The organism is Rhodococcus sp. I2R, assembly GCF_020889545.1.
In the GTDB taxonomy this organism is placed as follows: domain Bacteria; phylum Actinomycetota; class Actinomycetes; order Mycobacteriales; family Mycobacteriaceae; genus Rhodococcoides.
Window position 1 is genome coordinate 49724 of the sequence record NZ_JAHUTG010000022.1, and the last position, 25238, is coordinate 74961.

The 25238-nt window shown below is 63.0% G+C and carries 24 protein-coding genes; 18 read left to right on the forward strand and 6 right to left on the reverse strand.

Annotation, left to right across the window (positions count from 1 at the left end; translation table 11 throughout):
• Positions 1-80: 80 nt before the first annotated feature.
• Together KVY23_RS19825 and KVY23_RS19830 are read left to right on the forward strand one after the other, a co-directional pair.
• The gene (locus KVY23_RS19825; protein WP_075840986.1) at positions 81-572 is read left to right on the forward strand and encodes a DUF2231 domain-containing protein; all 492 of its coding nucleotides are present in this window, start codon (positions 81-83) and stop codon (positions 570-572) included.
• Positions 569-1294 (forward strand): VIT family protein, encoded by a 726-nt coding sequence (locus tag KVY23_RS19830; protein ID WP_230557935.1) that lies wholly within the window; start codon positions 569-571, stop codon positions 1292-1294. Before KVY23_RS19825 ends, KVY23_RS19830 begins: the two co-directional genes overlap by 4 nt.
• Before the next feature lie 22 nt (positions 1295-1316).
• Here the strand turns inward: KVY23_RS19830 and KVY23_RS19835 are convergent, their stop codons facing one another.
• The 3 genes from KVY23_RS19835 to KVY23_RS19845 form a co-directional block, all read right to left on the reverse strand.
• Complete coding sequence (locus KVY23_RS19835; RefSeq protein ID WP_230557936.1) at positions 1317-2234, reverse strand: M56 family metallopeptidase; 918 nt, start codon at positions 2232-2234, stop codon at positions 1317-1319.
• Positions 2231-2614, reverse strand: coding sequence for a BlaI/MecI/CopY family transcriptional regulator (locus KVY23_RS19840; RefSeq protein ID WP_230557937.1), 384 nt, complete (start codon positions 2612-2614; stop codon positions 2231-2233). The genes KVY23_RS19835 and KVY23_RS19840 overlap by 4 nt, the downstream gene beginning before the upstream one ends.
• Before the next feature lie 288 nt (positions 2615-2902).
• On the reverse strand, positions 2903-3499 hold the full coding sequence (locus tag KVY23_RS19845) for a TetR/AcrR family transcriptional regulator (RefSeq protein ID WP_206508448.1): 597 nt from the start codon (positions 3497-3499) through the stop codon (positions 2903-2905).
• 130 nt (positions 3500-3629) lie between these two features.
• Between KVY23_RS19845 and KVY23_RS19850 the strand changes: the two genes are divergently transcribed.
• The 16 genes from KVY23_RS19850 to KVY23_RS19925 all read left to right on the forward strand — a co-directional run bounded on the left by KVY23_RS19850 (position 3630) and on the right by KVY23_RS19925 (position 21146).
• Positions 3630-4874, forward strand: coding sequence for an aminotransferase class III-fold pyridoxal phosphate-dependent enzyme (locus KVY23_RS19850; RefSeq protein WP_075840981.1), 1245 nt, complete (start codon positions 3630-3632; stop codon positions 4872-4874).
• An 88-nt stretch (positions 4875-4962) separates the two neighbouring features.
• Positions 4963-6009, forward strand: a complete 1047-nt coding sequence (locus KVY23_RS19855; protein ID WP_230557938.1) for an APC family permease — start codon at positions 4963-4965, stop codon at positions 6007-6009.
• Positions 6010-6088: 79 nt separating this feature from the next.
• Complete coding sequence (locus KVY23_RS19860) at positions 6089-7330, forward strand: IS256 family transposase (RefSeq protein WP_374108748.1); 1242 nt, start codon at positions 6089-6091, stop codon at positions 7328-7330.
• Between the two features lie 75 nt (positions 7331-7405).
• Complete coding sequence (locus KVY23_RS19865; protein ID WP_230557940.1) at positions 7406-7765, forward strand: hypothetical protein; 360 nt, start codon at positions 7406-7408, stop codon at positions 7763-7765.
• A gap of 89 nt (positions 7766-7854) precedes the next feature.
• A complete protein-coding gene (locus tag KVY23_RS19870) occupies positions 7855-8406 on the forward strand; it encodes a TetR/AcrR family transcriptional regulator (RefSeq protein ID WP_230557941.1) in 552 nt (183 codons plus the stop codon).
• 99 nt (positions 8407-8505) lie between these two features.
• Positions 8506-10104, forward strand: a complete 1599-nt coding sequence (locus tag KVY23_RS19875; RefSeq protein ID WP_230557942.1) for a GMC oxidoreductase — start codon at positions 8506-8508, stop codon at positions 10102-10104.
• Between the two features lie 38 nt (positions 10105-10142).
• The gene (locus tag KVY23_RS19880; RefSeq protein WP_230557943.1) at positions 10143-11420 is read left to right on the forward strand and encodes a lipase family protein; all 1278 of its coding nucleotides are present in this window, start codon (positions 10143-10145) and stop codon (positions 11418-11420) included.
• Positions 11405-11692, forward strand: a complete 288-nt coding sequence (locus KVY23_RS19885; protein ID WP_230557944.1) for a hypothetical protein — start codon at positions 11405-11407, stop codon at positions 11690-11692. The genes KVY23_RS19880 and KVY23_RS19885 overlap by 16 nt, the downstream gene beginning before the upstream one ends.
• A gap of 76 nt (positions 11693-11768) precedes the next feature.
• Positions 11769-12644, forward strand: a complete 876-nt coding sequence (locus KVY23_RS19890) for an SDR family NAD(P)-dependent oxidoreductase (RefSeq protein ID WP_230557945.1) — start codon at positions 11769-11771, stop codon at positions 12642-12644.
• A gap of 42 nt (positions 12645-12686) precedes the next feature.
• Positions 12687-13256, forward strand: coding sequence for a TetR/AcrR family transcriptional regulator (locus KVY23_RS19895; RefSeq protein WP_075841087.1), 570 nt, complete (start codon positions 12687-12689; stop codon positions 13254-13256).
• Between the two features lie 116 nt (positions 13257-13372).
• Positions 13373-14194, forward strand: coding sequence for an alpha/beta fold hydrolase (locus KVY23_RS19900; protein WP_230557946.1), 822 nt, complete (start codon positions 13373-13375; stop codon positions 14192-14194).
• Positions 14187-14792, forward strand: a complete 606-nt coding sequence (locus KVY23_RS19905) for a TetR/AcrR family transcriptional regulator (RefSeq protein WP_230557947.1) — start codon at positions 14187-14189, stop codon at positions 14790-14792. The genes KVY23_RS19900 and KVY23_RS19905 overlap by 8 nt, the downstream gene beginning before the upstream one ends.
• 155 nt (positions 14793-14947) lie before the next feature.
• The gene (locus KVY23_RS19910; protein ID WP_230557948.1) at positions 14948-16432 is read left to right on the forward strand and encodes a class I adenylate-forming enzyme family protein; all 1485 of its coding nucleotides are present in this window, start codon (positions 14948-14950) and stop codon (positions 16430-16432) included.
• 93 nt (positions 16433-16525) lie between these two features.
• Entirely contained in the window at positions 16526-18403 is a 1878-nt protein-coding gene (locus KVY23_RS19915; protein WP_230557949.1) for a DUF3556 domain-containing protein, read from the forward strand.
• Positions 18400-19833 (forward strand): NAD(P)/FAD-dependent oxidoreductase, encoded by a 1434-nt coding sequence (locus KVY23_RS19920; RefSeq protein ID WP_230557950.1) that lies wholly within the window; start codon positions 18400-18402, stop codon positions 19831-19833. The genes KVY23_RS19915 and KVY23_RS19920 overlap by 4 nt, the downstream gene beginning before the upstream one ends.
• On the forward strand, positions 19830-21146 hold the full coding sequence (locus tag KVY23_RS19925; RefSeq protein WP_230557951.1) for a CdaR family transcriptional regulator: 1317 nt from the start codon (positions 19830-19832) through the stop codon (positions 21144-21146). The genes KVY23_RS19920 and KVY23_RS19925 overlap by 4 nt, the downstream gene beginning before the upstream one ends.
• Before the next feature lie 2 nt (positions 21147-21148).
• Here KVY23_RS19925 and madM read toward each other — a convergent pair whose 3' ends face one another.
• Genes madM through KVY23_RS19940 form a run of 3 tightly spaced genes read right to left on the reverse strand, consistent with a single transcriptional unit; the run spans position 21149 to position 25205 of the window.
• Positions 21149-21913 (reverse strand): malonate transporter subunit MadM, encoded by a 765-nt coding sequence (madM, locus tag KVY23_RS19930; RefSeq protein WP_230557952.1) that lies wholly within the window; start codon positions 21911-21913, stop codon positions 21149-21151.
• A 1-nt stretch (position 21914) separates the two neighbouring features.
• Complete coding sequence (gene madL, locus KVY23_RS19935) at positions 21915-22319, reverse strand: malonate transporter subunit MadL (protein ID WP_230557953.1); 405 nt, start codon at positions 22317-22319, stop codon at positions 21915-21917.
• A 24-nt stretch (positions 22320-22343) separates the two neighbouring features.
• Positions 22344-25205: an AMP-binding protein gene (locus KVY23_RS19940; protein ID WP_230557954.1), complete on the reverse strand. Its 2862-nt coding sequence runs from the start codon at positions 25203-25205 to the stop codon at positions 22344-22346.
• Between the last annotated feature and the right edge of the window lie 33 nt (positions 25206-25238).

The following is a 25238-nucleotide window of genomic DNA, read 5'->3' on the forward strand; positions in this document are numbered from 1 at the left end:
ATGCACCCGGCGCAACTACTACACGCCGTGTAGCATAAAACCGGTGCGATTCGGCGCCCCCCGGACAACAAGGAGTTCGCGTGTCGACGTTCAACGGCCTACCTGTACATATCTTGCTGGTCCATTTCATCGTCGTTCTCGCACCACTGACGGCTATCCTTGCGATCGGTGCGAGCATCTTTCAGCCGGTGCGAAGTCGACTCGTGTGGCTCATCGCCGCGCTCGCGGTCATCACCCTGATTCTCACACCCCTGACCACCGAAGCCGGTGAGTGGCTGGAGGAGCGGGTGCCCGAGACCGCTGCGGTCGAAATCCATGCCGAACTGGGCGATTCGATGACTTTCTTCTCACTGGGTCTTGTCGTGGTCGCCGCTGCCCTCGTCTTTCTGCACTTTCGCGAACGACGCGAATCAACGGTCCCGCGGTGGCAGTCGCTGGTCGTGGTACTGCTCGCCGTCGTAATTGGAGCAGCGACGATGGTTCAGGTGTATCGTATCGGCGACACCGGCGCCACCGCGTCGTGGAGCGATTTCGCTGATTCCCAAGTTGTGCAAGAGGACTCGGAAGAATGACAGACGATCGAACCGGCCCCGAACCCCACGAAGCGGAACCCCACGGCAATTTCGCGAGTCGTCTCAACTGGTTACGCGCCGGCGTTCTCGGCGCGAACGACGGAATTGTCTCGACGGCCGGGCTCGTAGTCGGAGTCGCTGCTGCGACCACCGACCGAGGTCCGGTGTTCGCAGCTGGCGTCGCGGGGCTCATCGCGGGTGCGGTGTCCATGGCGCTCGGTGAGTACGTCTCCGTCAGCAGTCAACGCGACGCCGAACGATCACTCTTGGACAAGGAGCGGCGAGAACTCCGCGACGAGCCCGATCAGGAACTCGCCGAGTTGGCCGAGATGTACCAGGCCAAGGGCCTTTCCACCGAGACTTCGTGGACCGTGGCTCGCGAGCTCACCGCACACGATCCGTTCGCGGCGCACGTCGACATCGAACTCGGTATCGACCCCGATGCTCTGACCAATCCGTGGCATGCCGCTGTGTCCTCTGCCCTTGCGTTCGTCAGCGGTGCACTTCTCCCCCTGCTGGCAATACTCCTGGCGCCGATGAACATTCGAATTCCGCTGACGTTCCTCGTCGTACTGGGGGCATTGGCTCTCACCGGCACGGTCAGCGCCGCTTTGGGCGGCGCGCGCCGCGGACGCGCGGTGACCCGCATCGTCGCCGGTGGCGCTCTGGCAATGATCGTCACCTACGGTGTCGGTCAGCTGGTGGGGGTCGCGGGAATCTAGAGGCCCCCGCGGTCGAGAGTGGTCACCGCAGAACGGACGTGGGCGCCTCACCCGGCTCCGGGAACAACACATCCTGGGTGACGTCGAGCAGAGCCAACGACACCACCGAAAACAGCATCAGCGCAACCACGCCGGCGATGACGACGACCACACGCTGGCGGCCGGGCGGGGGGCCGCTCAGGGCCCGCACCCGCGCGAGAACATCACCGCCCGTACCGGGGAGGGCGTAGGACGCAGCGCCTCTTTTTCGATCCGCACCGAGCAGCGCGGTCCGTGCGAGTGCGGTCATCGTCACGGCGCGGCCGTGCCTCGCGGCGATTTCGTCGGCGTGACGTTCCGCGGCATGGCGCACGCGGTCGACCACCGGACGCAGCAACGGATCGATCACGGCAGCTACCTCGCAGATCTGCGTCCACATCGAATGACGGAAACGCAGGTGCGCTCGCTCGTGTTCGATCACCGCCCGCAGCTCTGCATCGGACAGAGCGTCGACGAGACCGGTCGTGACCACCACTGCGCCACCACCCGACGGCACCGCGAACGCGTCGGGCTCGGGCGAATCCACGACGACCGTGCCACGTCTACTCCCCGCCTCCCTACCTGCAGCCTCCCTACCTGCAGCCTCCCTACCGAAGGCCGATGCCACGCGCGCACTGGCGACCATCTTTCTCAGATGCGCCATCGCGAGGACCAGGCGCCAGAGAAGAAAGCACACCGCCAGCACGCCGACTGCGCGGATCGGAAGAACCGTCAAGGACAACGACACTGTGGCCACGGCTACGAGCGAGGCGACGACCGAAAGCGCCGACGCTGCAGCAAGCGTGGGGAGCGCGATCACCGCCCAGGGTGGGGTGAGATCACGATCGACGCGACGGCAGTAGACGTGCAGTGCCGCGGATGCAACCCACGGCAGAGCCACGGCGACCCCGAACCCGCTCACGACGGATCCGGGTCCTGGTTGCTGCGATCACGGGCGAGCAGCTCACGCAGGACCGCCTCGTCGTCCGGGCCCAACGCCGCCACGAAATTGGCCAGGACGTCGGCGCGCTCCTCCCTGGCGTCGAGTTCGCTACGCATCCGGATCGCCGCGCGCAGTGCGGGCAGATCCGCGTACGGGGCCTGCAGGGCATAGATGAACGAGCGACCTTTTCGCCGACGAGTCAGCAGTCCCTTTTCACGGAGCCGAACCAGCGCCGTCATCACAGTCGTATGGGCCAGATCGGCGCTCAGACGCTCGCGGACATCGGACACCGACAGCTCCTGGTGCTCCCCGAGAAGACGAAGAATCGACTCCTCGAGCTCACCAGAACCCCTACGCACGACCTCGACCACTTCTCACGGTTTCCAGATTACGCAACCACACGCTCGAAGAGCGCTGTGGAGGACAACGAGCTTTCTGCGACGCCTGCGACAACGGTTCAGGCTGTCAGTATCGACGCCAGGAAGGGGTTCGAATGACCGAGGCCACCGGAGAATCCGTGCAATTCGATAGTCCCACAGGAACAGTTCTCATCGACCCGATCCTGACCCTCTACAACGCAACGCTCGCATCCCCGATCTGAGCATTCGGAAGCGCGACAATCTCATTTTTCTACGTGCTGCGCATGTTCACGAGGACTGAACCAGGCGCGCCAGCAACGACTCAGCGAGAGCGAGCTGGCGCTCGGGTGGCATGTCATCCGGGTTCATCACCGCCTGCAGGCTGAGCGCGTCGATCAGGACCTGAATCTCGTCCAGAATGACGTCATCCGAAACACGGGTACGAATCCGACCTTCGAGCCTCCCCTCGTCGAGAAGCCTCGACCACCATCTGCGAGCCTCGGCAATCGATTGGCGTCGAACATCGTTGAGCGCGGGCGACGCGACTGCCGCTGCCCAATAGCTCATGTCCAGACGAGCCTCCCGATGCCTTTCCTCGTCGAGCGGAAGTGCTTCGAGCAGCAGCAGGCGCAACGCATCGAGTCCCGATCGCCCGTCGAGCTTCCGTGCCCAACGTTCGGCCACCTGCGCGTACGCCCGTCGGTGGACAGAGATGACGATGTCGTCGCGGCTGTCGAAGTAGTGGTCGATCACCCCGTTGGACACGCCCGCCTCCCTTGCAACCTCGCGGATCGTCATGCCGTTGAGACCGCTACGGACGATGACGCGTGACGCTGCTTCGATGATCTCGACGCGACGCTGACTGTGGTCGACAACCTTCGGCACTGGTGCCTTCTCTCTTTTATCGGACGTCTGACCTATTTTACGCGACCGGAACATTGACGAAATCTATTTAGGACAGCTGTCCTACAAACTTGGCAAAAGGCATCAGAATCACCGACCACTGAAGGACACCATGACAATCGCCATCTCACCACGCACACTCGCCGCGGATGCTGCACTGCGCGCCCGGGCAGCGGCGGTCATTCCACGCGGAATGTACGGCCACCTCTCCGTCCAAAAAGTACTGCCCGAGGGATTTCCGCAGTTCTACGCCCGCGGCGAAGGCGCCATGGTGTGGGATGTCGACGGAAACGACTATGTCGACTTCATGTGCGCCTTCGGGCCGATGGTGGTCGGATACGCGAACGCCAAGGTCGACGCGGCCGCGGGCGTTCACCAGCGCCTGGGCGACGCCATCGCCGGACCCACTCCGGTGCTCGTCGAAGCCGCCGAGAATCTGGTGGACACGGTCGCTCACTCCGACTGGGCAATGTTCGCCAAGAACGGCGCCGACGCGACCAGCATGGCCGTCGTGATCGCGCGCGCCGCGACCGGACGCAAGAAGCTGCTCAAAGCCACGTCGGCATACCACGGCGCGACCCCGTGGTTCACCCCGATGCCTGCCGGTGTGACGGCCGAGGACCGCGCCAATATCGTCGAGTTCACCTACAACGATCTCGAATCCGTCAAGGCCGCAGTTGATTCGGCCGACGGCGATGTCGCTGCCATCATCCTCACGCCGCACCAGCACGACGCCATGGTCGACCAAGAGGAGGTGCGGCCCGAGTTCGCACGCGGGGTGCGAGAACTCGCGACGAAACTCGGCATCGTCCTCATCCTCGACGAGGTCCGCACGGGTTTTCGCATCGACATGGCCGGCAGCTGGGAGCCAATCGGAGTGCGACCCGATCTCACGGCGTTCAGCAAGGCGATCGCCAACGGCTACGCGTTCTCGGCCGTGACCGGAATCGACGCGCTGGCCGATGCGGCATCCGAGGTCTACGTCACGGGTTCGTTCTGGATGGGCTCCGTCGCCATGGCGGCGTCGATCGAGACAACACGCATTCTGCGCGAGGGCGGTCTGGCCGAACTGACGCGCGCCGGTGCCGACTTCAGAACCGGGCTCGCACGGCAGGCGGCGGACCACGGCTTCGACCTGGTTCAGACCGGTCCGGTCTCGATGCCCATGCTGCGGTTCGGCGATGACGTCGAGCTCACCACTGCTTTCGCGTTCACCGCCGCTGCGGTGCGGCACGGCGTCATCCTTCATCCCTGGCACAACATGTTTCTCTCGTCGGCGCATACGCCCGTAGTCATCGCCGCCGCGCTCGAGCGCACTGATGCCGCCTTCACCGATCTCGCGCGCACAAGGCCATGAACCCGCGCCTCGGTCTGCCATCCACCAAACCAACTCCAGGAGCACATATGTCGACCACAAGAGTTTCATCCCCCATCAAGGCGTCCAGGTGAGCACGCAGCCCCATCTACGGGGCAGCCTGACCACTGGGCGCATAGTCATGCTCGTCGTCGCGGCCGCGGCTCCCCTTGGAGTGGTGATCGGCAACGTGCCCATCGGCCTCATCCTGGGCAACGGAGCCGGTCTCCCGGTGGCCTTCCTGATTGCCGCAATTCTCATCGCGTGCTCCGCTGCCGGGTATGTGGCGATGAGTCGAGCCGTCCCGAGCGCCGGCGGCTTCGCGGCGTTCGTCACGGCAGGTCTCGGCCCCCGCCTCGGCCGCGGTACCGCATACGCGATCGCCGTCGCCTATTTCGCCGGGGCGCTGGCACTGGCAACCGGGTTCGGATACTTCTCCAATCTCATCCTCGCCGGACTCGGCATCGAACTGCCGTGGTTCGCGTGGACCGCAGCGGCAATGACCGTTGTCGCCGTCTTCGGCCGCCGATCGGTCGATTCATCAGCCAAGCTTCTCCTCGCCTTCATGATCGCTGAGTTCGCCATTCTGGTGGTGCTCGACATCGCCATCCTCGTCAAGCACGGCCTGCCTGCACTGCCGCTCGACGTCTTCTCTCCCGACCACGTCTTTTCTGGGCAACTCGGGCCGGCGCTCATGGTGGGCTTCACGTCGTTCATCGGCGTCGAGTCGGCCATCATCTACGCCAAGGAGGCCAAGGAACCCGAACGGTCCATTCCGCGAGCAACTTTCGGTGCCATAGCTGCGATTGCCGCGTTCTATGTACTGACGACCTGGCTGGTGATCGGAAGCATCGGCGTCGACGACGTGGTCGCCTCGGCCACCGAAAGCGAAGGGTCGTTCATCTTCATGCTGACTGCCGCGAACGCGGGCAATCTCACACTGACAATCATGCAGATCTTCTTCTGCACAAGCTTGCTCGCATGCCTTCTCGCCCTTCACAATGCAACTACGCGCTATGTGCACACTCTCGCGGGCGAAAAGGCACTCCCCCGCACTCTGTCGGCAGTCCATGCACGCCACGCATCGCCACATCGGGCCAGCGACGCGGTCGCAGGCCTGACCGGGACTGTCAGATAAACGGTTGATCCGGTCTTGGTTCGACACGCCGAGCTGAGCTTGGCGGGAAGGATCAGAGATGACCGAAACACTGGATCCCATGGCGGATGAGGTGGATCAGAAGCAGTTGGCCGAGCAGCTCCTGGCTCAGGCCAAGGAGCAGGGCGTGGAGTTGATGGGCCCGAACGGGCTGTTGAATCAGCTCACAAAGAACGTCCTCGAGACCGCACTGGATGCGGAGATGACCGAGCATCTCGGTTACGAGAGACACGACGCTGCCGGCCGCGGCAGTGGCAACTCCCGCAACGGTACCCGTTCGAAGACGGTGCTCACCGAGATCGGACCGGTCGAGATCGACGTCCCGCGGGACCTCGATTCCTCGTTCGCGCCGCAGATCGTCAAGAAACGGCAACGCCGCCTCACCGGTATCGATGAGATCGTATTGTCTTTGACTGCAAAGGGTTTGACCACCGGTGAGGTGTCCGCGCACTTCCAGGACATCTATGGGGCGACGGTTTCGAAGGACACCATTTCCCGTATCACCGACAAAGTCGTCGGGGAGATGACCGAGTGGCAGAACCGGCCGCTCGAGCGGGTGTACCCGGTGATCTTCATCGATGCCGTGCACGTCAAAGTTCGGGACGGGCAGGTCACCAACCGGCCGATGTATGTCGCGATCGGCGTGACTGTGAATGGTGAACGAGACATTCTGGGGATCTGGGCCGGCGAGGGTGGTGAGGGCGCGAAATTCTGGCTCGCGGTGCTCACCGAGACCAAGAACCGCGGTGTTGCCGATGTCTGCATCGTGGTGTGCGACGGACTGAAAGGTCTGCCGGAGGCGATCAACACCGTGTGGGAGCTGGCGGTCGTGCAGACATGCATTATTCATCTGATACGCAACACTTTTCGGTTCGCGTCCCGAAGATATTGGGATGAGATGGCACGTGATCTCAAGCCGGTGTACACCGCTCCTTCGGAGTCGGCGGCGAAGGAACGGTTCACCGAGTTCGCCGGAAAGTGGGGTGGTCAGTATCCTGCGATCGTCAAGATGTGGGACAACGCGTGGAGCGAGTTCGTTCCGTTCCTGGACTACGACGTCGAGATCAGGCGGGTGATCTGCTCGACGAACGCGATCGAGTCCGTCAACGCCCGCTACAGGCGTGCCGTGCGGGCTCGTGGGCACTTCCCGACCGAGCAGGCTGCGCTCAAATGCTTATATCTGGCGACGCGTGCACTGGACCCCACCGGGAAAGGTAAGGCACGATGGGCGATGAGGTGGAAGCCAGCACTCAATGCATTTGCTATCACCTTCGAAGGACGTATCACCCCGAACGGTAACTAACCGACGCCGAGATCGGATCCACCGTTAATCGGACACTCCCGCCTGACCGCGATCGTGCTCCTTGTGTGCGCGGTGATGGGGGCTGAACCATACATCGGGCTCGGCACGTCACTCACCGGTCTGTTCACCGTCGGCGTCATCGGACTTCAGGTACTCGTGTCGATCGCGGCGATCGTCTACTTCCGTCGTCGGCGTGATCCACGGATCTGGACCACCCTGGTCGCACCTATGGTTGGCGGCGTCGGTATCGCAGTGGGCGTGGGCTTCATCATCGCCAATTACTCCACCTTGACCGGAACCAACTCGTTGGTGGCCAACAGCTTGCCTGCGGTTCTCGGCATCGCCCTGGCCGCAGGGGTCCTTTGGGGAGTCCGTTCCCAACCAGCAGCGGGCGAGACCGAGTCGTACGAGTCCGAGGAGATCGCAACGAGATGAGCGAGTAGGAAAACGGCCAACCTGCAGGGTCGAGATGGTCCTCTCTCGGAATTCCGCAAGGATCCGGGAATGGCAGTCATAATTGGATCATGCGCTCGAGACAGAAGATCTTGGATGCGACGCTGGGGTTGATTGCCGAATCCGGGTTCGAGGACGTCACTATTGCGGCAGTGGCGCGTGCTGCGGGCGTCACGCGCCAGACGATCTACACCATCTTCACCACGCGTGAGGACATGATCTCCGAGGCGATGGTCGGACTCGTCGTCGAAGTAATCGGCGATATCGGTAAGAAGTCCGACCAGGCCGAGACGCCGACGGAGTTCGTCGTCGAGACAATCGTCGCCAGTCGCAATCTCATTCATCGGGAACCGGTACTGAACTCTTTGCTGCGCTCGGGAAATGCGAACCCACTGTTCGACGCGGACATGATGGATCGAGCCGCACCGGTGGTTCGCCAATTCCTCGACGGGTACATCGAACGCAACCCAGGTTTCGACTCGGCACAGTTCGAAGACATCGAAGGCGTACTCGTTCGGGTGGGCCTGTCGGTCATCTTGTTCGACGACCCATCCATTCACGATGACGACGGTCTGCGCCGCTACCTTCGCCGATGGCTGGTGCCGGTCCTGCCGTTCGACTGACGGACAAACTTGACACTGGAACCAACTTCTGTCTAGTTTTGGACCGCGCACATGTGACCCAAGTCTCTATGCGTGCATGTCCGCAACCATGGGGGGAACGTGTCGAATCTCAACCGTCGGTCATTTTTGGGTGCAACTGCGGTTGCGGGCTTGGCCGCAATCTCGGGCACAGGCATTGCCCGGGCAGCCAACGGCAGCAGTGGACGGCGCACACAGGTACCGCTCACCCGTGAAGACCACCGCGTCATCGTCATCGGATCGGGCTTCGGCGGCGGCGTCGCTGCGTTGCGCCTGGCCCAGGCCGGTGTACCTGTGCTCGTACTCGAGCGAGGAAGGCGCTGGCCCACAGGTCCGAACGCCGACACGTTCCCCAGCGCGACGGCACCGGACAAGCGGATGCTGTGGCACGGTTCGAGTCCCAACCTGTTCGGCAAGCCTGTTCCGTTCGACCCGTATGTGGGGCTGCTCGAGGCTGTTCCCGGCGAGAACATGACTGCGTTGTGCGCGGCAGGTGTCGGTGGCGGATCCTTGGTGTACCAGGGGATGACACTGCAGCCGTCCCAGGCTGTGTTCGAGGAGCACTTTCCGGTCGACCTCGACTGGACCACCCTGAACAGGGTTCACTACCCCCGCGTCGCACGGATGCTGCAGCTCGAGCAGGCCCCCGACGCTTTGATCGAGACACCCAATTACCAAGCGGCTCGGGTGTTTGCCGAGAGCGCTCGGCGAGCGGGACTGCCGGTGTCGAAGATCCCGATGCCGATCGACTGGAACTTCGCTCTGGACGAGATCCAAGGCCGGATGAAACCGTCGTACACCAACGGTGCGGGCGCGTTCGGGGTGAACAACGGTGGCAAGCACTCTGTAGATGTCACCTATATCGCGGCGGCCGAGGCCACGGGCCTGGCAACCGTGGCAACGCAACACAATGTCACGAATGTCGAGCGTGCTGCCGACGGTCGTTGGACCGTACTGGTGGACAGGATCGATTCCGACGGAACGGTTTTGGAGAACAAGATTCTCACCACCGGCGCGCTGATCATGGCGGCGGGAAGCCTGAACACCACCAAGTTGCTGGTCCGCGCCGGTGCCATCGGTTCCATTCCCGATCTGCCGGACCAGCTGGGGCAGGGTTGGGGAACCAATGCCGATCGCATCTACGTGTGGTCCAGCATCGAGCAGCAGTTCGGTGCGCCGCAGGGCGGTCCGGTGGTGTACGGCAGTTTGAACTGGGACGACCCTCGAGCGGCGCATACCGTCATTCAGGCGTCGATACCGCCGTTCTCTTTCGATGCCCGCAGCACCATGCTCGTCGGGTTCGGCGTCAGCAACGGTCGTGGCCACTTCGGCTACGACTCCGCGCGAGATCAGACACAGCTGCACTGGCCGGTCGAGGGCGACTCCATCATTCAGGTCGGATCGATCGATCCGACAGTTCGTCGAATCGCCGGTTCGGGCAGCATGCTGACCGATACGAATGCGCTGTTCCCGTCCACCTGGCATCCGTTGGGCGGGGCGAACATGGGCCCGGTGTGCGACCTCGACGGTCGAGTGCACGGCCAACCCGGACTGTATGTGCTCGACGGTGCGCTCATGCCCGGCAACACCGCCGCCTGCAACCCGTCCATGACCATTGCAGCGCTCGCCGAAAGAGCCCTGGACAACATCGTCGCCCGCGATCTCGATACCGTCATCTGATCTTCGACAGAGAGAACCAAATGCGCCTGTATCGCAGTATGATTCGATTCCTCGTCGGCGCAGCGGTGCTTGCTTCGTCGGTGACCGTCCTCGGTACTTCGGCAGCGCATGCCGATCCCCTGGATGAGTTCTACGTGCCACCGTTGCAGCTCGTCGATGACCCGGGGGCCGTTCTTCGGACACAACCGATGTCGCTGTACGCTGCTCTGCCCGGTGTGGACGGTGCGTATCCGGTGCAGGCACAGCGAGTCATGTACACCTCACGCACTCAGGACGACGCACCTATCGGGGTCACCGGTACGTTCATCGAGACCGAGGTGCCGTGGCGGGGTGCCGGACCGCGCCCGACCATCGTCGTTGCACCGGGCACGATGGGCCAGGGCGACCAATGCGCTCCATCACGCTCCTTTCCGACCGCGATCAATGCTGTAGCGCAACCACTGTCGATCTCGTTCAACCAGGAGCTGCTGTCGTCGACTCTATGGGGGTCGATGGGTGCGAACGTGTTCGTCACCGACTACATCGGATTGGGAACGCCCGGTGTGCACACGTACGTGAGCAGGCCGGAGGGGGCCCATGCGGTTCTCGACGGTGCCCGTGCCGCAAACGAACTGTCCGGTGACCCGAATGCGCCGATCGGTATCTGGGGCTACTCCCAGGGTGGCGGAGCTGCGGCCGCCGCCGCCGAACTCGCGGCGGAGTACGCGCCCGAACTCGACGTGAAGGGAACGTGGGCCGGGGCACCTACCGCCGATCTACTCGACGTGTTGGGGCAGGTCGACGGGACGCTGATCGGCGGCGTCATCGGATATGCGTTGAACGGATTTCTCGAGCGAGACCCGAGTCTGCGCTCACTCGTCGACGAGAGGCTCACCGATCATGGCAAGGCGGTTCTGAACGAGCTGTCGACGGAATGCATCGGTGACACAATTCTGAAGCGACCATTTCTGCGCACGGAGTCGCTGACGAAGGACGGCAAGTCGATGCTGGAGAATGTGCGCACCATCCCCGAGGCCGGACGTATTTTCGACGAGCAACGCATCGGTGAACGCACACCGAATGCTCCGGTCCTGATCACCAGCGGAATCAACGACGACACGATTCCGTACGGCCAGGCCAGGCAGTTGGCGACGGACTGGTGCGGCCAGGGTGCGTCGGTCGAGTTCCGAAGCAATCCATTGCCGCCGATTCTGCAGGGTGCGGTACTGCCGAACCACTTCGGGCCGCAGCTGATCGACGGCTACGGCGGTGAAGCTGCCAACTTCCTGATGGACCGGTTCGCCGGTATCCCGCTGGCAGCATGTACCTTCGACTGATCCTCGACCGTTGGCGTTGGCAGGGAGTGCGGAGCTTCGAGCGACGCAACAGAATTGACGCGGATATTGACCCCTCGGCACGTGCCGCCGACTACACGGCCATCGCCGACGCCTTCGGCCTCACCTGGCCAGGAGACAGTAGGCGCGTTCACGCGCTGCTTCGCAGGTTTGGAGAACCGGATCCTTCAGCAGTGAGCGTCTCGATCGGTGCGGACGCGGCTCCGGTGACGCTCTGCCCGGTCATTCCGTTGTGGGCCAGTGCAACCGACTAGAGATGGCTCTTACATCCGGCGCGCATCGGCGAGCACTTCACTTGACAACGTCACAGGAGTGCCGCAGAGTATCCATATGACAACGTCACTTCAAAACGAACTCATCGTCGTGTCAGGTGCATCCACCGGCATGGGAGCAGCAACCGCGCGCGCATTGGCCGAGCAGAGCTACCACGTCCTGGCCGGCGTCCGACGCCCGCGCGATGCCGACGCGATCCGCGCAGCAAACATCGAACCAGTCATCCTCGACATCACCATCCCCGATCACATCGATGCGCTCGTCGACCGAATCGACGCCGACCCCGAGAAGCGAAGTCTGCGTGCGGTCGTCAACAACGCCGGCATTGCCATCAACGCACCGGTGGAGACCTTGCCCCTCGACCAGTGGCGACTTCAGTTCGAGGTCAACCTCTTCGGCCATATCGCGCTCACACAGGCGATGCTGCCGTTCCTGCGTCGAAGCCACGGCCGCGTCGTCAACATCAGCTCTGTGGGCGGAAAGGTCGCAATGGGTACCTACGGTGCCTACGCCGGCGCGAAGTTCGCACTCGAAGCGGTCAGCGATGCCCTTCGTCGAGAAGTCGCACCACATGGCATTCAGGTGGTCGTCGTCGAACCTGGCGGCGTGAAGACCGAGATGACGGGCCACGGCATCGAACGCGCACGGGCATTCGTCGAGGAGATGTCACTGGAACAGCGCCAGCACTACGGCGCGCTCATGCAGGCCATCATGAATCAAGCCACCGCGTTCACTGAAACCGGCGTCTCCTCCGACGCCGCAGCGGTCATTATCGCCAAGGCGGTCACAACCCGGAAACCCAAGACTCGCTACACAATCGGACGGGACGCCGCGATGCTCACCCGCCTGGCCAGGATCCTCCCCGACCGCACCCTCGACCGCGTCGCCGCAGCGAACCTCCGGCCACATTTTCCGACAGAGCCCGCTCGCTGATCACAGCCCCGTCGGCATGGCAGTGTCGACTACGCTCGAATGATGGTCTCACGAGCCGAATCCGCCGCGGCGACACGGGCGGCACTGATCGAGTCGGCGCTCGAACTGCTCAATTCTGGAGGGCCGGAGGCGGTGACCCTTCGAGCAGTAGGAGCTCGGGCGGGCGTTTCCAGAGGGGCACCCTATGGACACTTCAAGGACAAAGAACACTTGCTCACCCAGCTTGCACTCGACGCATGGGGTGAGGTCACCCTCGCACTGGACAGACTGATCGCCGACACCGAGGTCGACCCGGCCACCCGACTCGAACAGGCGCTCCTCACCTTGATCACCATAGGTCGCGAACGCCCACACCTGTACATTCTCATGTTCGCCCCACCCGCTGGTGACCCGGCCGTTGCCGCCCAAGCGGTCGGAGCATCGCAGGACCGATTCCTCGCCATCGTCGCAAGCGTGGTGGGTGATCAGGATGCGCGTAGGTACGGCGCACTTCTCCTGTCGAGCGCGCAAGGTATTGCCAACATGGAATTGAGTGGCCACCTCGGCCAAGAGAAATGGAATACCACCGGCGAGGAACTCGTCGCAACACTGGTTCAGGCCGTCCAGCGGTAGCTGCGACACCGCAGCGCGGACGCAACGAACTTCGCCCGGTCTGTTGCCCTTGACTTCGAAAGCTATGCCTATTAGCTTATAGCTATGGCAATTAGCCATCCTGAGCTGGAGGCATCATGATCGAACACCTGAGCATCAACGGGAACACGCTGGCCTACGAACTGACCGGGGAGGGCCCGCTCGTAGTACTCGCGCACGGCATCGGCGACAGTCGGCACTCCTACCGCTTCCTCGCCCCTGCACTGGTGTCGGCTGGGTACCGGGTGGCGAACGTCGACATTCGCGGTTGCGGTGAATCCAGTCTCGGATGGGACGGCTACAGCCGCACCGACATCGCTGGTGACCTGGTGGCGCTCGTGCACCACCTGGGCGGGCCGGCCGTGATCATCGGCCATTCGATCAGCGGCGGGGCCGCCACCGCCCCCGAGTCGATCACCGGGGTCATCGAGCTGGCGCCGTTCACGCGCGCTGTGTCCTACTCCGTCGGTGGACTGCTCACGAACAAGAGCTACCGCAGCGCGGTCATGCTGCTCGGCCAGATCGTGATGACGGGCAGCCTGAAAGCCTGGGAGAAGTACCTCGACCTGGCGTACCCGACCAAGCCCGCTGATTGGGATACCGAACTGGACCGCATCAAGGACACCCTCCGTGAGCCGGGCAGGATGAAGGCCCTTCAAGCCATGTGCAAGTCCAAGCCCACCGACGCCGGCGAGCAGCTGAAGAACGTCCGCTGCCCCGTCCTGGTCATCGAGGGCAGCGCGGACCCCGACTGGGTTGACCCCCGCGCCGAAGGAGAGAAGATCATCGCCGACCTGCCGACAGGTCTCGGGGAGCTCGCCGTTCTCGACGGCGTCGGCCACTACCCGCACGCCCAGGCGCCCGAGCAGACACTTGCGCTTGCCCTGCCTTTCCTGGCTCGGACTCTCCCCGGTGCCTAGGGCTGGGCTCGCGCCGTCGTCGGTCACCCAAGCCGGGGCCGAACTCGCCGACGAGATCGGCTTCTCGCGCCTGTCCATGGGCCTGCTCGCCGAGCGACTCGGCGTCAAACCACCCTCGCTGTACAAGCACGTCGACGGCATGGCCGACCTCGTACACCGAATAGGCGTGCTGGCCATAACCGAACTCGCCGATGCCATTCGCGATGCCATCGGCGGGCGGGCCGGCCGTGATGCCCTCGATTCCGGAGCGCGAGCAATGCGTGCCTGGGCCCGAGAACACCCGGGCCGCTACGCCGCCGGCAATGCCGCCGAGATCACCGGCCCCGACGATCCGCTCATCGCAGCGGCCAATCGAGTCATGGACTCCTGGAGCGCCATGCTGCACGGCTACCGAATCGAACCCTCACAGCAGATCCACGCCCTACGCATGTTGCGGAGCCAGCTTCATGGCTTCGTCACTCTCGAAACAGCCGGCGGGTTTCAGATCAGCACCGACATCGACGACAGCTTCGACTGGATCATCGACTTCATCGACCGTGGACTCCAGGCGCCCTCCCCCTCAAAAGTGAACACCATGAGAGCCGTCTTCACGCCTTAGTCATTCCCGACATGGTCGACCGTTCCGACCGGACCCGCGAATCTTGTGCTCCGAGGACAACACGGCCCGGAAAGTCTGGCCTCGTAGGCCGTATCGATCCATGACACAGGCAATTAGTGTTCTGGATCACAGCACCGACGAGGGGATCGCACATCGTGTCCGGCATTGACTACTTTCCATGGAACGCAGGATCTGAACGAGCTGCGAGGCCGTGTGTTCGAGACGACGAAGAAGCACTGACCTATGGCGAGTTCTCAACGCGCATAGACCTTTTCGCCTCGGCTCTGGTGGCAGACGGAATCAAAGCAGGCGATGTCATTGCGGTGAAGCTTCCCAACCGCGTCGAGTTACTGGTTGCCATCATGGCTGCGTGGAGGATCGGTGCAGTAGCGACGCCGGTCAACCCCACCTTCACAAGCATCGAGGCGAGCTACCAGGTGGGCGATGCGCGCGCGATTCTGACCATCGTCGAGGACGGGCAGCCGCCGATTGCGGGGGTAGTCACCCGGTCGATCAGTGACTTCGACTCCTCCACAACCGAACACGGCCAGCACGGAAACGACATTCCGCACCCGGACGACCTGGCTTTGTTGATCTACACCTCCGGGTCCACCGGACGCCCGAAGGGGGTCGAACTGACCCACTCCAATCTGCAATACATGGCCGGTGCGATGGCCACGCACTTCGAGCTGACCAGTGACGACCACAGCCTTCTCATCTTGCCGCTGTTCCATGTCAACGCGATCTGCGTGAGCGTGCTCGCCCCGCTGTCGGTAGGTGGGCAGGTCAGTATCACCGGCAGATTCTCACCCTCACGATTCTTCGACGACGTCGCACGGCTACGCCCAACGTACTTCTCGGCGGTCCCGACGATCTACGCGCTGCTGACCGCTCAACCAGACGACATCGTCTCCGACACCTCCTCACTTCGATTCGCCGTATGTGGAGCCGCACCCATCTCCAAGGAATTGCTCGACCGAGCCGAGTCTCGATTCGGATACGCCATCATCGAGGGCTACGGGCTCACGGAGGGGACGTGCGCGTCAGCCTGCAATCCTCCCAGCGGGGTGCGCAAATTGGGAACGGTCGGTCCTGCGCTGCCTGGCCAAACCATCGCAATCGCCGATGAGCTGGGAACACTCCTGCCAGTCGGTGCCGTCGGAGAGGTTCTCATTTCCGGCCCGAACGTCATGCGCGGCTATCTCGACCGACCCGAGGAGACCTCGCGCACAGTCGTCGAAGGATGGCTGCGCACCGGCGACGTGGGCCGCCTCGACGAGGACGGCTACCTCACTCTCGTCGACCGCATCAAAGACATGATCATCCGCGGCGGCGAGAACATTTATCCCAAAGAGATCGAGAACGCACTGACCACCCATTCCGAGGTTCTCGAAGCCGCCGTCGTAAGTGCGCCGGACGAGGTCTACGGGGAAGTCCCCGTCGCCTACGTCGTGACCTATCCGAACTCGAATGCAACGTCGGCGAGCTTGCTCGACCATCTGCGTGATCGGGTCGCGAAAGTGAAACTCCCCGTTGCCATCAACGTGGTCGACGCCTTGCCGCGCAACCCTGTCGGCAAGATCGACAAGCCCGGTCTTCGCCTGGCGCTCCGCACACCCACGGCCGAACCCGTGAGCTGAACACAGCCGACCACATCTCTGCAAGACCACTCACTGGGTGACCCAGTCGAGTCGATAGCTGCTGCCCAATTCCCTTTCTGAACAGGAGTACTCATGGGATTCAAAGAAGGAAACTTCCCGCAAGTCGACCCCGCCACGTTCCTCGATCTACCATTCCGCGAGCGTCTGCGGGTCATGTCGACCCACTGGGCCGACCACGGCTTCGGCACCCCGAAAATGGTCCACACGATCTACATCCTGAAACTGCTCGTCCTCTACATCGGTATTGGCGTTGCAGTAGCCACCCTCACTTCCGGCCACAGTCCACTCGACATCTCGGCCTGGTGGAATCAACCGATCGTCTACCAGAAGCTGTTGCTCTGGACCCTCCTACTCGAAACGATAGGGGTCGGCGGATCCTGGGGTCCTTTGGCCGGGCACTTCAAACCCATGATGGGCGGCGCGCTGTTCTGGCTTCGTCCGGGAACCATTCGCCTTCCACCATGGCCGGGCAAGGTTCCACTCACCGCAGGCGACACCCGCACCGTGTTCGACGTCATCGTATACGCCGCAGTTCTGGTGAATATCGTTGTTGCTTTGGCTCTTCCCGGCATTCACACGAGTTCGATCGACGCCGCTATCGCGGACAACAACGGTCTGGTACGTCCGGCGTTGATGATCTCGCTCGCGGCATTGCTGGTGGTGATCGGCCTGCGAGACAAGGTCATCTTCATCGCGGCCCGCGGCGAACAGTATTTCCCGGCGGTGGTGTTCTTCGGATTTTTACCCTTCGTCGATATGATCATCGCCCTCAAACTGCTCATCGTGACCGTGTGGGTCGGTGCCGGAATCTCCAAGCTCGGCCACCACTTCTCCATGGTGATCCCGCCGATGCTGTCGAACACGCCGTGGATTTCGTCGAAGGCGCTCAAGCGAGCCCACTACCGCAACTTCCCCCATGACCTTCGCCCATCCAAGGTCGCCGGCGGCGTCGGGCACGTCCTCGGAACTCTGGTCGAGGTCGCAACGCCTCTCGTGCTGCTCTTCACCACCAATGCTGTTGTTGCGCTGGCCGGTGTCGGACTGATGGTGGCATTCCACCTGTTCATCACCTCCACCTTCCCGCTTGCCGTTCCGCTCGAGTGGAACCTGCTCTTCGCATTCGCTTCGGTGTTCCTGTTCCTCGGGTTCCCCAACGCCGACGGCTACGCCGTGTGGGACTTCTCCTCCCCCGCATTGCTCGCACTCATCGTTGCCGCTCTGGTGTTCTTCCCCATCCTCGGAAATCTTCGACCCGATCTGGTCTCCTTCCTTCCGTCGATGCGGCAGTACGCCGGAAACTGGGCTTCTGCGACATGGGCATTCGCCCCTGGCTGCGAGGAGAAGCTCGATCAGTTCATCAAGCGTCCCAGCCAGAACACTCGCACGCAGCTCCTGGCGAGCTATCCACCCGAGGTCGCCGATGTGGTGATGCACCAGCTCCTCGGCTGGCGTTCGCTGCACAGCCAGGGACGTGCCCTGTTCTCGCTGATGATGAATCACCTCGGGGACGACATCGATACCTACACCCTGCGCGAGGGCGAATTCTCGTGCAATTCGATCGTCGCGTTCAACTTCGGAGACGGACATCTGCACGACGACAAGCTCATCGCAGCAATTCAGCGCCGATGCAACTTCGCTCCGGGCGAGTTCCTGGTGGTGTGGATCGAATCGCAACCGATTCACAAGAACTACCAGGAGTACCAGGTCATAGACGCCGCACTGGGCGTCATCGAACGCGGTACGTACAAGGTTGCCGATGCCATCAACGAGCAGCCTTGGTTGCCGAACGGCCCGATCCCGGTGAACGTAACATGGACGCTGGACATCGACGCCAACCGCGCCGCGACCGACCCTGGCACCGTGGAGGAACCGAAGATGCGCGACACCACCGCAACCGAGTCCGGAGAATCCGTTGTCGCACCCACGTCGCAGCGCGGGAATCGAGTATGAGCACAGCCGTCGTCGTCGGCAGCGGGCCCAACGGGCTCGCTGCCGCGGTACGCCTCGCCCGCGCAGGCGTGGACGTTCAGGTGCTCGAGGCAGCCGACACGATCGGTGGTGGAACGCGCAGCGGCGAGCTGACGGTACCGGGCGTGATCCACGACCTGTGTTCAGCGTTTCACCCGATGGGCATAGGGTCTCCGTACCTCGCCACTCTCGACCTCGAACGCTACGGCCTCAACTGGAAATGGGCCGACGTCGATTGCGCACATCCCCTCGACGGTGGTGACGCCGGGCTCATTCATCGCTCGATCGATGACACCGCCGAGGGCCTCGGCCCCGACGGGCGTCGCTGGAAAGCGATGTTCGGAGACATCGCTCGTAATTACGACGTCCTCGCGGCAGACCTCATGCGACCCATCGCAAACGTGCCCCGGCACCCTTTGCCTCTCGTAGCTTTCGGCCCTCGAGCCCTACTGCCGGCGACGGTGGCTGCGCGGTGGTGGCGGACCGAGAAGGCGAAGGCCCTGTTCGGGGGCGTTGCCGCGCACGCGTACTACCGGCTGGACCGGCCCGCCACCTCGGCCGTCGGGCTGATGCTGACCGCATCCGGGCATCGCTACGGGTGGCCGGTGGCAGAGGGCGGTTCGCAATCGATCTCACAGTCGCTGGCCTCGATGCTGCTCGACTGGGGCGGCAAGATCGACACCGGAGTCACCGTTCGCACAGCCTCCGACATCCCACAGTCCGATATCGTTCTTCTCGATACCTCACCCGGTGCCGCGCTGGGTATCTACGGCGACGCCGTACCGAGTCGTGTTGCAAAGGCCTACAGGAAGTTTCGACGGGCGCCGGCAGCCTTCAAGGTCGACTTCGCGATCGACGGTGATGTTCCGTGGACCAACTCCGAATGTGCCCGTGCCGGCACCGTTCACCTCGGTGGATCGTTCGAAGAGATCGCGGCAAACGAGAAGGACGTGACTCAGGGAAGAATGCCGTCGCACCCGTTCGTTCTGGTCGGTCAGCAGTATGTAGCCGACCCGACGCGGTCCGCGGGAACGATCAATCCGCTGTATGCCTACGCGCATGTGCCCAACGGGTACACGGGGGATGCAACCGAAGCCGTAACAGCCCAGATCGAGCGATTCGCACCGGGCTTCCGCGACATCATCGTCGCAACGGCCGTGACATCACCAGCGGATCTGCAAAAGTCCAATCCCAACTACCTCGGCGGCGACATAATCGGAGGTGCGAACACCGAGCTGCAGGTGGTACTCAGACCCCGAATTGCCCTCGATCCATACAGTATCGGCATCCCCGGGGTCTATCTCTGCTCGGCGTCGAGCCCACCTGGAGCCGGCGCACACGGCATGTGCGGCTTCAACGCCGCCGAATCCGCGCTGCGATACCTGCAGAAGTCCGCAGGGGCCTTTCGATGACAAGCCCAGGTCCCCAGGACCGCCGAGCCGTGGCACGTCGACGACTGGCCAATGTACCGGAAACAGCGGCCGACGACGTCCTTGTCGCTGTCGCCGGCATCGCTCGGTCGTTGGCGGCCCGCGAAACCGAGATCGTGCGCTCCATGACCAGCCTTCTCGCGCACGACATCGACCAGCTCGACGAAGATCCGGTCCTGGTCGAACTGCTCGAAGCGTCCGTACACGGGAACATATCCACCATCATTCATGTACTGGCCAACGACATCCCCGTCGACCATCTGCAGCCCACGACAGCTGCGGTCGAGTACGCCCTGCGCCTTGCCCAGCGGGATGTCCCGTCGAATTCACTGGTGCGGGCCTACCACATGGGGCAGAACGAGATGATGCGCCAGTGTTTCGCTGAAATACACAAACTCGAACTGGATGTCAGCCTCGACCTTCCTGTCCTGGAACATATTTCCGATGTCATCTACAACTACATCGACTGGATAACCCTGTTCGTCTTCGATGCCTACGAGAACGAACGTAGGCGGTGGATCGGCGCCCAGGGCAACGTGCATTCCTCCACAATTCACGCACTGCTGGCTGACAAGGGCGAAAGCTCCACGGCGTTCGAGAATCAGACCCGATATCGGCTCGATCAGAACCACCTGGCGCTCGTCGTATGGAACAGCGCACCCGACGCGACAACCACCCTCGGCTCGATAGATGCAATTGCCCGCCGCACGGCTTCTTTCGTCAAGTCCGATGGGCCACCGATCATCACCGCGATCGACCGACGGACAGTGTGGGCATGGATTCCGCTCGGCTCGCGAACGTCCGCACTCGACACCACGGAATTGTCTGCGGTACTGGACCTCGACGAATCGACCAGGCTCGCCGCAGGGCTACCTGCACATGGAATTGGGGGGTTTCGTCGCTCGCACGAGCAGGCCCGTGCGGCGTACTCGGTCGCGACCGTCCCGGGTACCCCCACCCGCTCCGTCGTGGGGTTCGGCGACAAGGGCGTTGCGATTGTGTCCTTGCTCGCCGAGAATCTCGACTCGACCCGCGCATGGGTGTGGGAGAGACTCGGGGTACTGGCCGAAGACACACCCGGCGCTGCCGTGCTACGGCTGACCCTGAACGCATACTTCTCGCACGATGAAAGCCATCTGCGCGCGGCTCAATATCTCAATCTGCACCGCAACACCGTGAAGTATCGGATCAACAAGGCGCTGGACCAGCACACCGTGAGCACCGACAAACTGGACCTGGCATTGGCCCTGCAAGTGTGCGAGTTCCTCGGCCCCTCGGTGCTCAAACCAGCCTGACCTCACCCGCCTACGACTGCCCTCATCACCACATAGAACAGGGACGGGCCGAGCAGGCAGCCGACTCCGGTGTAGAAGGTTGCGGTCATGGCACCGTAGGGCACCAGACGCTTGTCGGTGGCTGCGAGTCCGCCGGCCACACCGGATGTGGTTCCCATGAGCCCGCCGTACGCCATCGCCGATTTCGGGTTGTTCAGACCGATCAGTCGCGCGATCATCGGGGTACCGACCATCACGAAGACCGACTTCACCAAACCTGCAGCCACGGACAGCGCGATCACCTCTGAGCTCGCACCCACCGCCGTTCCTGTCACCGGACCCACGATGTAGGTCGCAGCACCGGCACCGATGGTCACCAAGGACGCCGCGTCCCGGTAGCCGAACGCTGCGGCGATGGCCGCACCGACGACGAAGGACACCGTCACGCCCAACACGATCGACAGCACGCCCGTCACGCCGGCCCGCTTGATCTCCTGCAGGTCGACGCCGTAGGCGGTGGACACGATGGCCAGATCGCGGAGCATCGAGCCGCCCATCAACGCCAGCCCGGAGAATATAGCGATATCGGCCAGCCCATTGTCTCCGCCGGTCGACACACCGCCCCAATAGGCCAGTGCGAGGCCGAGAATGATCGCAATGGCGGAGCCGTGCAGTCTGCCCCGCGTCAGCGTCTTGGACATCCAGCCCGACAGCAACATCAAGGCTCCGACCACCACGAAGGCCAGCAGCAGGCTGTTCTTCTCGAAGACTGAAGTGAACAGTTCCATCTCAGGCCTCCTGCATTTCTTCTTCGGTCATCGGAGGCAACGGTTCGGCACGTTCGCCGATCCGCGCCAGCAACGGAACCAGTGCGGCACCTGCGGCCAGTGCTCCGAGTCCTGCCAGGAGCGCCATCGGCCCGCCAGTGATCGCCGCCGCGACGTTTTGGATGGATGCCATCGCGACCACGATCGGAATGTACATCGCACTCCAGAACAGGATTCCCTGCTCACTTGCTTTCGGAAACTTGCCTTTTCGGCGCAACCAGTCGGTGGCGAAGATCAACATGATCATCGCGAATCCGACTCCGCCGACGTTGGCGTCCACACCCAGCGTCACGCCGAGCAGTTCGCCGACGATAGTGCCGGACAACATGCAGAGCGCCAGCGCTGCCACTCCATAGAGAACCATCATGTACTCCTGAGGATGAGAAGGGATTTAGGCGTCTACGCCGTCGAACAGACCGGCGTAGCTCTTGCGAAGTTCCGCCTTTTGCACCTTGCCCATGACATTGCGCGGCAAGGCGTCGACTACGCGCACCGCGCGTGGGTGTTTGAAACGGGCGAGATCACCGGCGATATGGTCCATCAATTCGCGGTCCTGCGGCAGCTCACCGGGACTCGGAACGACCAAGGCGACGACGGTTTCACCGAACTCGGGGTGCGGCACGCCGATGACAGCGGACTCGAGCACCATGGGATGGCTGTCGAGCAGTTCCTCGATCTCCTTGGGGTAGATGTTGTATCCCCCCGAGATCACCAGGTCCTTGTCTCGTCCGACGATGCAGAGGTAGCCGTCGTCGTCGATGAGGCCGAGGTCGCCGGTGATGAAGAAGCCGTCCGAACGAAACTCCGAGGCCGTCTTCTCCGGCATCTGCCAGTACCCGGTGAAGACATTGGCACCGCGAACTTCCACGATTCCGACACCGCCGTCGGGCAGCACATTCCCGGTCTCACGGTCGACGATCCGGATCTCCGTGCCGGCCAGTGGTTTACCCACGGTTCCCGGCTTGCGCGGTCCACCGTCGTACGGGTTGGTGCTGTTCATACCGGTTTCGGTCATGCCGTAGCGCTCGAGGATGGCGTGGCCGGTGCGAGCGGCGAAGGCCTCGTGGTCGCTGGCCAGCAGTGGCGCGGACCCCGACACGAACAACCGCATCGACGCGCAGAGCTCCGGTGTGAGCCTCTCGCTCTTCGCCATCCGGGTGTAGAAGGTGGGCACGCCCATCAGTACGGTGGCCTGCGGAAGCAGGTCGATGATCGCCTCGGCGTCGAACTTGGGCAGGAAATGCATGGAGGCACCGGCCGCCAGCGTCATGTTCGCCGCGACGAACAGTCCGTGGATGTGGAATATCGGCAGGGCGTGAATCAGCTTGTCGGCGGCGGTAAACTGCCAGGCATCGAGCAATGCCTCGCAGTTGGAGGCCAGGTTGCCGTGGGTGAGCACCGCTCCCTTCGAGCGCCCTGTGGTGCCGGAGGTGTACAGGATTGCAGCAGGATCGGCGGCCGCGGCCTCGACGACATGCGTGTCCCGGTCCTCCCCACTCAGTAGCGTGCCGTCTGCGGACTCCCCGAGGGTCTCGAGGACGAGGTCGTCCTGATATTCGGCGTACCCACTGTGCCGATCGGGCGCGCAGACGAGGACCCGCGGTTGCGCGTCGCCGAGGAAGTACCGCATTTCCGCGCCGGTGTACGCGGTGTTCAGCGGGAGAAAGACTCCGCCGATCTGAAGTGTCGCCAGGTACAACGCAATAGCCTCGGGCGACTTCGGCACCTGCATCGCAACTCGGTCTCCCGGCTCGACGCCGTCGGCGCGCAGGCGGGCAGCGATCCGATGGACAATGTCGGCGGTGTCGCGGTAGCTGATCGAGCGTCCGTCGGGTAGTTCGAACAGCGGTGCGTCCGGCCGGAGCCGCACCTGTTCGGTGAACAGTCGGTAGATGGTTGTGTCATGTGTCATCGGTGGTATCTCTCTCTTGTCGGTGGGGGTATCTGAGTCGGTGAGTGCTTGGATTTCGGTGAGGGCGTCTGCGAGCATCTCGAGCGGCCCACCGACTGCGACGTTGCGACGTCGGACGAAATCCTCGTGACGGTGTTCGAGCTGGTCCGGTTCGTACTGGTAATTGACCATGGCTCCGTAGGACTGGCGCCATGCCTGCGGGGACGGGTTGGCCGGCCAGTTCAGTCGCCAGGCCCTCGCCCCGTTTCCCAGATGGAAGCGGGCCACAGCGTCGACCGGGCGGCCATCGGCACGTCGTTCGACGGTCAAATAGGTGAGCAAGGCTGGAAACAACATGCTCCGAAGCTCTTCGATGCGGTCGTCGTCGAGCTGCGCCGGATCCTGCAGCGCCGAACCTTGGATGGCATCGAGCTGCTCGACGAGCGAACGCAGCTCTGCGTCGCCGGTCGCCTTGACGTCGAGCCAGCCGCGAAACCCCGGAATCGGTGAGAGCGTTACGAACTCACGCAGATGCGGAAGCTGCTGACTCACCTGTTCGATGACCTGCTTGATCAGCAAACTCCCGAACGAGACGCCGGCCAGCCCGTCGAGCGCGTTGTTGATCGAGTAGAGCGCGGCCGTGTCCGCCATCGACGGATCGAGTTCCTCGCCCGGCTCCAGCAGCGGACCGATCCGGCTGGGGGTGCCGCGAACGAGAGCGACCTCGACGAAGATCAAGGGGACGTCTCCCGTCGCAGGATGGAAGAACGCGTAGACGCGTCGGTCTGCGGGTTGCAGCCGCCGACGAAGCTCGGTTTCGGTCGCCATCGGGTGGACCGTTTCGTAATGCAGCAAATACCGGTGCAGCTCGGGAGGCGAGTCCCAGGTGACCTCCGTCATCCGAAGAAATCCACGGTTGAACCAAGACGTCAGCAGATGGTGGAAGTCGTGATCGAGGGGCCGCAGGCCAGGGTGGCCGCGCATCAGTCGGCGCAAGTCCGCGCGCATCTCGACCAAGGCGAGAGTTGCGCCGGGCGCGTGGTTGATGCGGCGAAGCAACTGCTGACGGGCGGGTTCGACGGCGCTGAACAGTTCGATCACCTCCTCACCGGCGTCGGCGTCGGCTGCGTTGCTGCGCGCGCTTTCCCACCGATGGAACGCGGACCGGACCCTGTCGTCATCGATGCCGTAGACCGAGGTGACGTGTTCGAAGAAGCTCAACTTGCCGGAGTCGTCGAGGTCTGCATATGCACTCAGCGCCCTGGTCGCGACAGCGCGTATGGATGCCTCACCCACATCACCCATCAGAATTTCGCACGCGGCGAGCAGCCTGTTCAGCGATCGACCGTCTTCGGATCCCATGTCGAACCCTTTCGTGGGGCTGTGACTGTGACT

Coding starts and splice junctions, on each gene's coding strand:
- KVY23_RS19885 (WP_230557944.1), top strand. CDS start 11,405: ATGTACCTTCGACTGATCCTCGACCGTTGGCGTTGGCAGGGAGTGCGG.
- KVY23_RS19915 (WP_230557949.1), top strand. CDS start 16,526: ATGGGATTCAAAGAAGGAAACTTCCCGCAAGTCGACCCCGCCACGTTC.
- KVY23_RS19890 (WP_230557945.1), top strand. CDS start 11,769: ATGACAACGTCACTTCAAAACGAACTCATCGTCGTGTCAGGTGCATCC.
- KVY23_RS19880 (WP_230557943.1), top strand. CDS start 10,143: ATGATTCGATTCCTCGTCGGCGCAGCGGTGCTTGCTTCGTCGGTGACC.
- KVY23_RS19895 (WP_075841087.1), top strand. CDS start 12,687: ATGGTCTCACGAGCCGAATCCGCCGCGGCGACACGGGCGGCACTGATC.
- KVY23_RS19920 (WP_230557950.1), top strand. CDS start 18,400: ATGAGCACAGCCGTCGTCGTCGGCAGCGGGCCCAACGGGCTCGCTGCC.
- KVY23_RS19865 (WP_230557940.1), top strand. CDS start 7,406: ATGGGGGCTGAACCATACATCGGGCTCGGCACGTCACTCACCGGTCTG.
- KVY23_RS19900 (WP_230557946.1), top strand. CDS start 13,373: ATGATCGAACACCTGAGCATCAACGGGAACACGCTGGCCTACGAACTG.
- KVY23_RS19850 (WP_075840981.1), top strand. CDS start 3,630: ATGACAATCGCCATCTCACCACGCACACTCGCCGCGGATGCTGCACTG.
- madM (WP_230557952.1), bottom strand. CDS start 21,913: ATGGAACTGTTCACTTCAGTCTTCGAGAAGAACAGCCTGCTGCTGGCC.
- KVY23_RS19830 (WP_230557935.1), top strand. CDS start 569: ATGACAGACGATCGAACCGGCCCCGAACCCCACGAAGCGGAACCCCAC.
- KVY23_RS19870 (WP_230557941.1), top strand. CDS start 7,855: ATGCGCTCGAGACAGAAGATCTTGGATGCGACGCTGGGGTTGATTGCC.
- KVY23_RS19860 (WP_374108748.1), top strand. CDS start 6,089: ATGGCGGATGAGGTGGATCAGAAGCAGTTGGCCGAGCAGCTCCTGGCT.
- madL (WP_230557953.1), bottom strand. CDS start 22,319: ATGATGGTTCTCTATGGAGTGGCAGCGCTGGCGCTCTGCATGTTGTCC.
- KVY23_RS19925 (WP_230557951.1), top strand. CDS start 19,830: ATGACAAGCCCAGGTCCCCAGGACCGCCGAGCCGTGGCACGTCGACGA.
- KVY23_RS19940 (WP_230557954.1), bottom strand. CDS start 25,205: ATGGGATCCGAAGACGGTCGATCGCTGAACAGGCTGCTCGCCGCGTGC.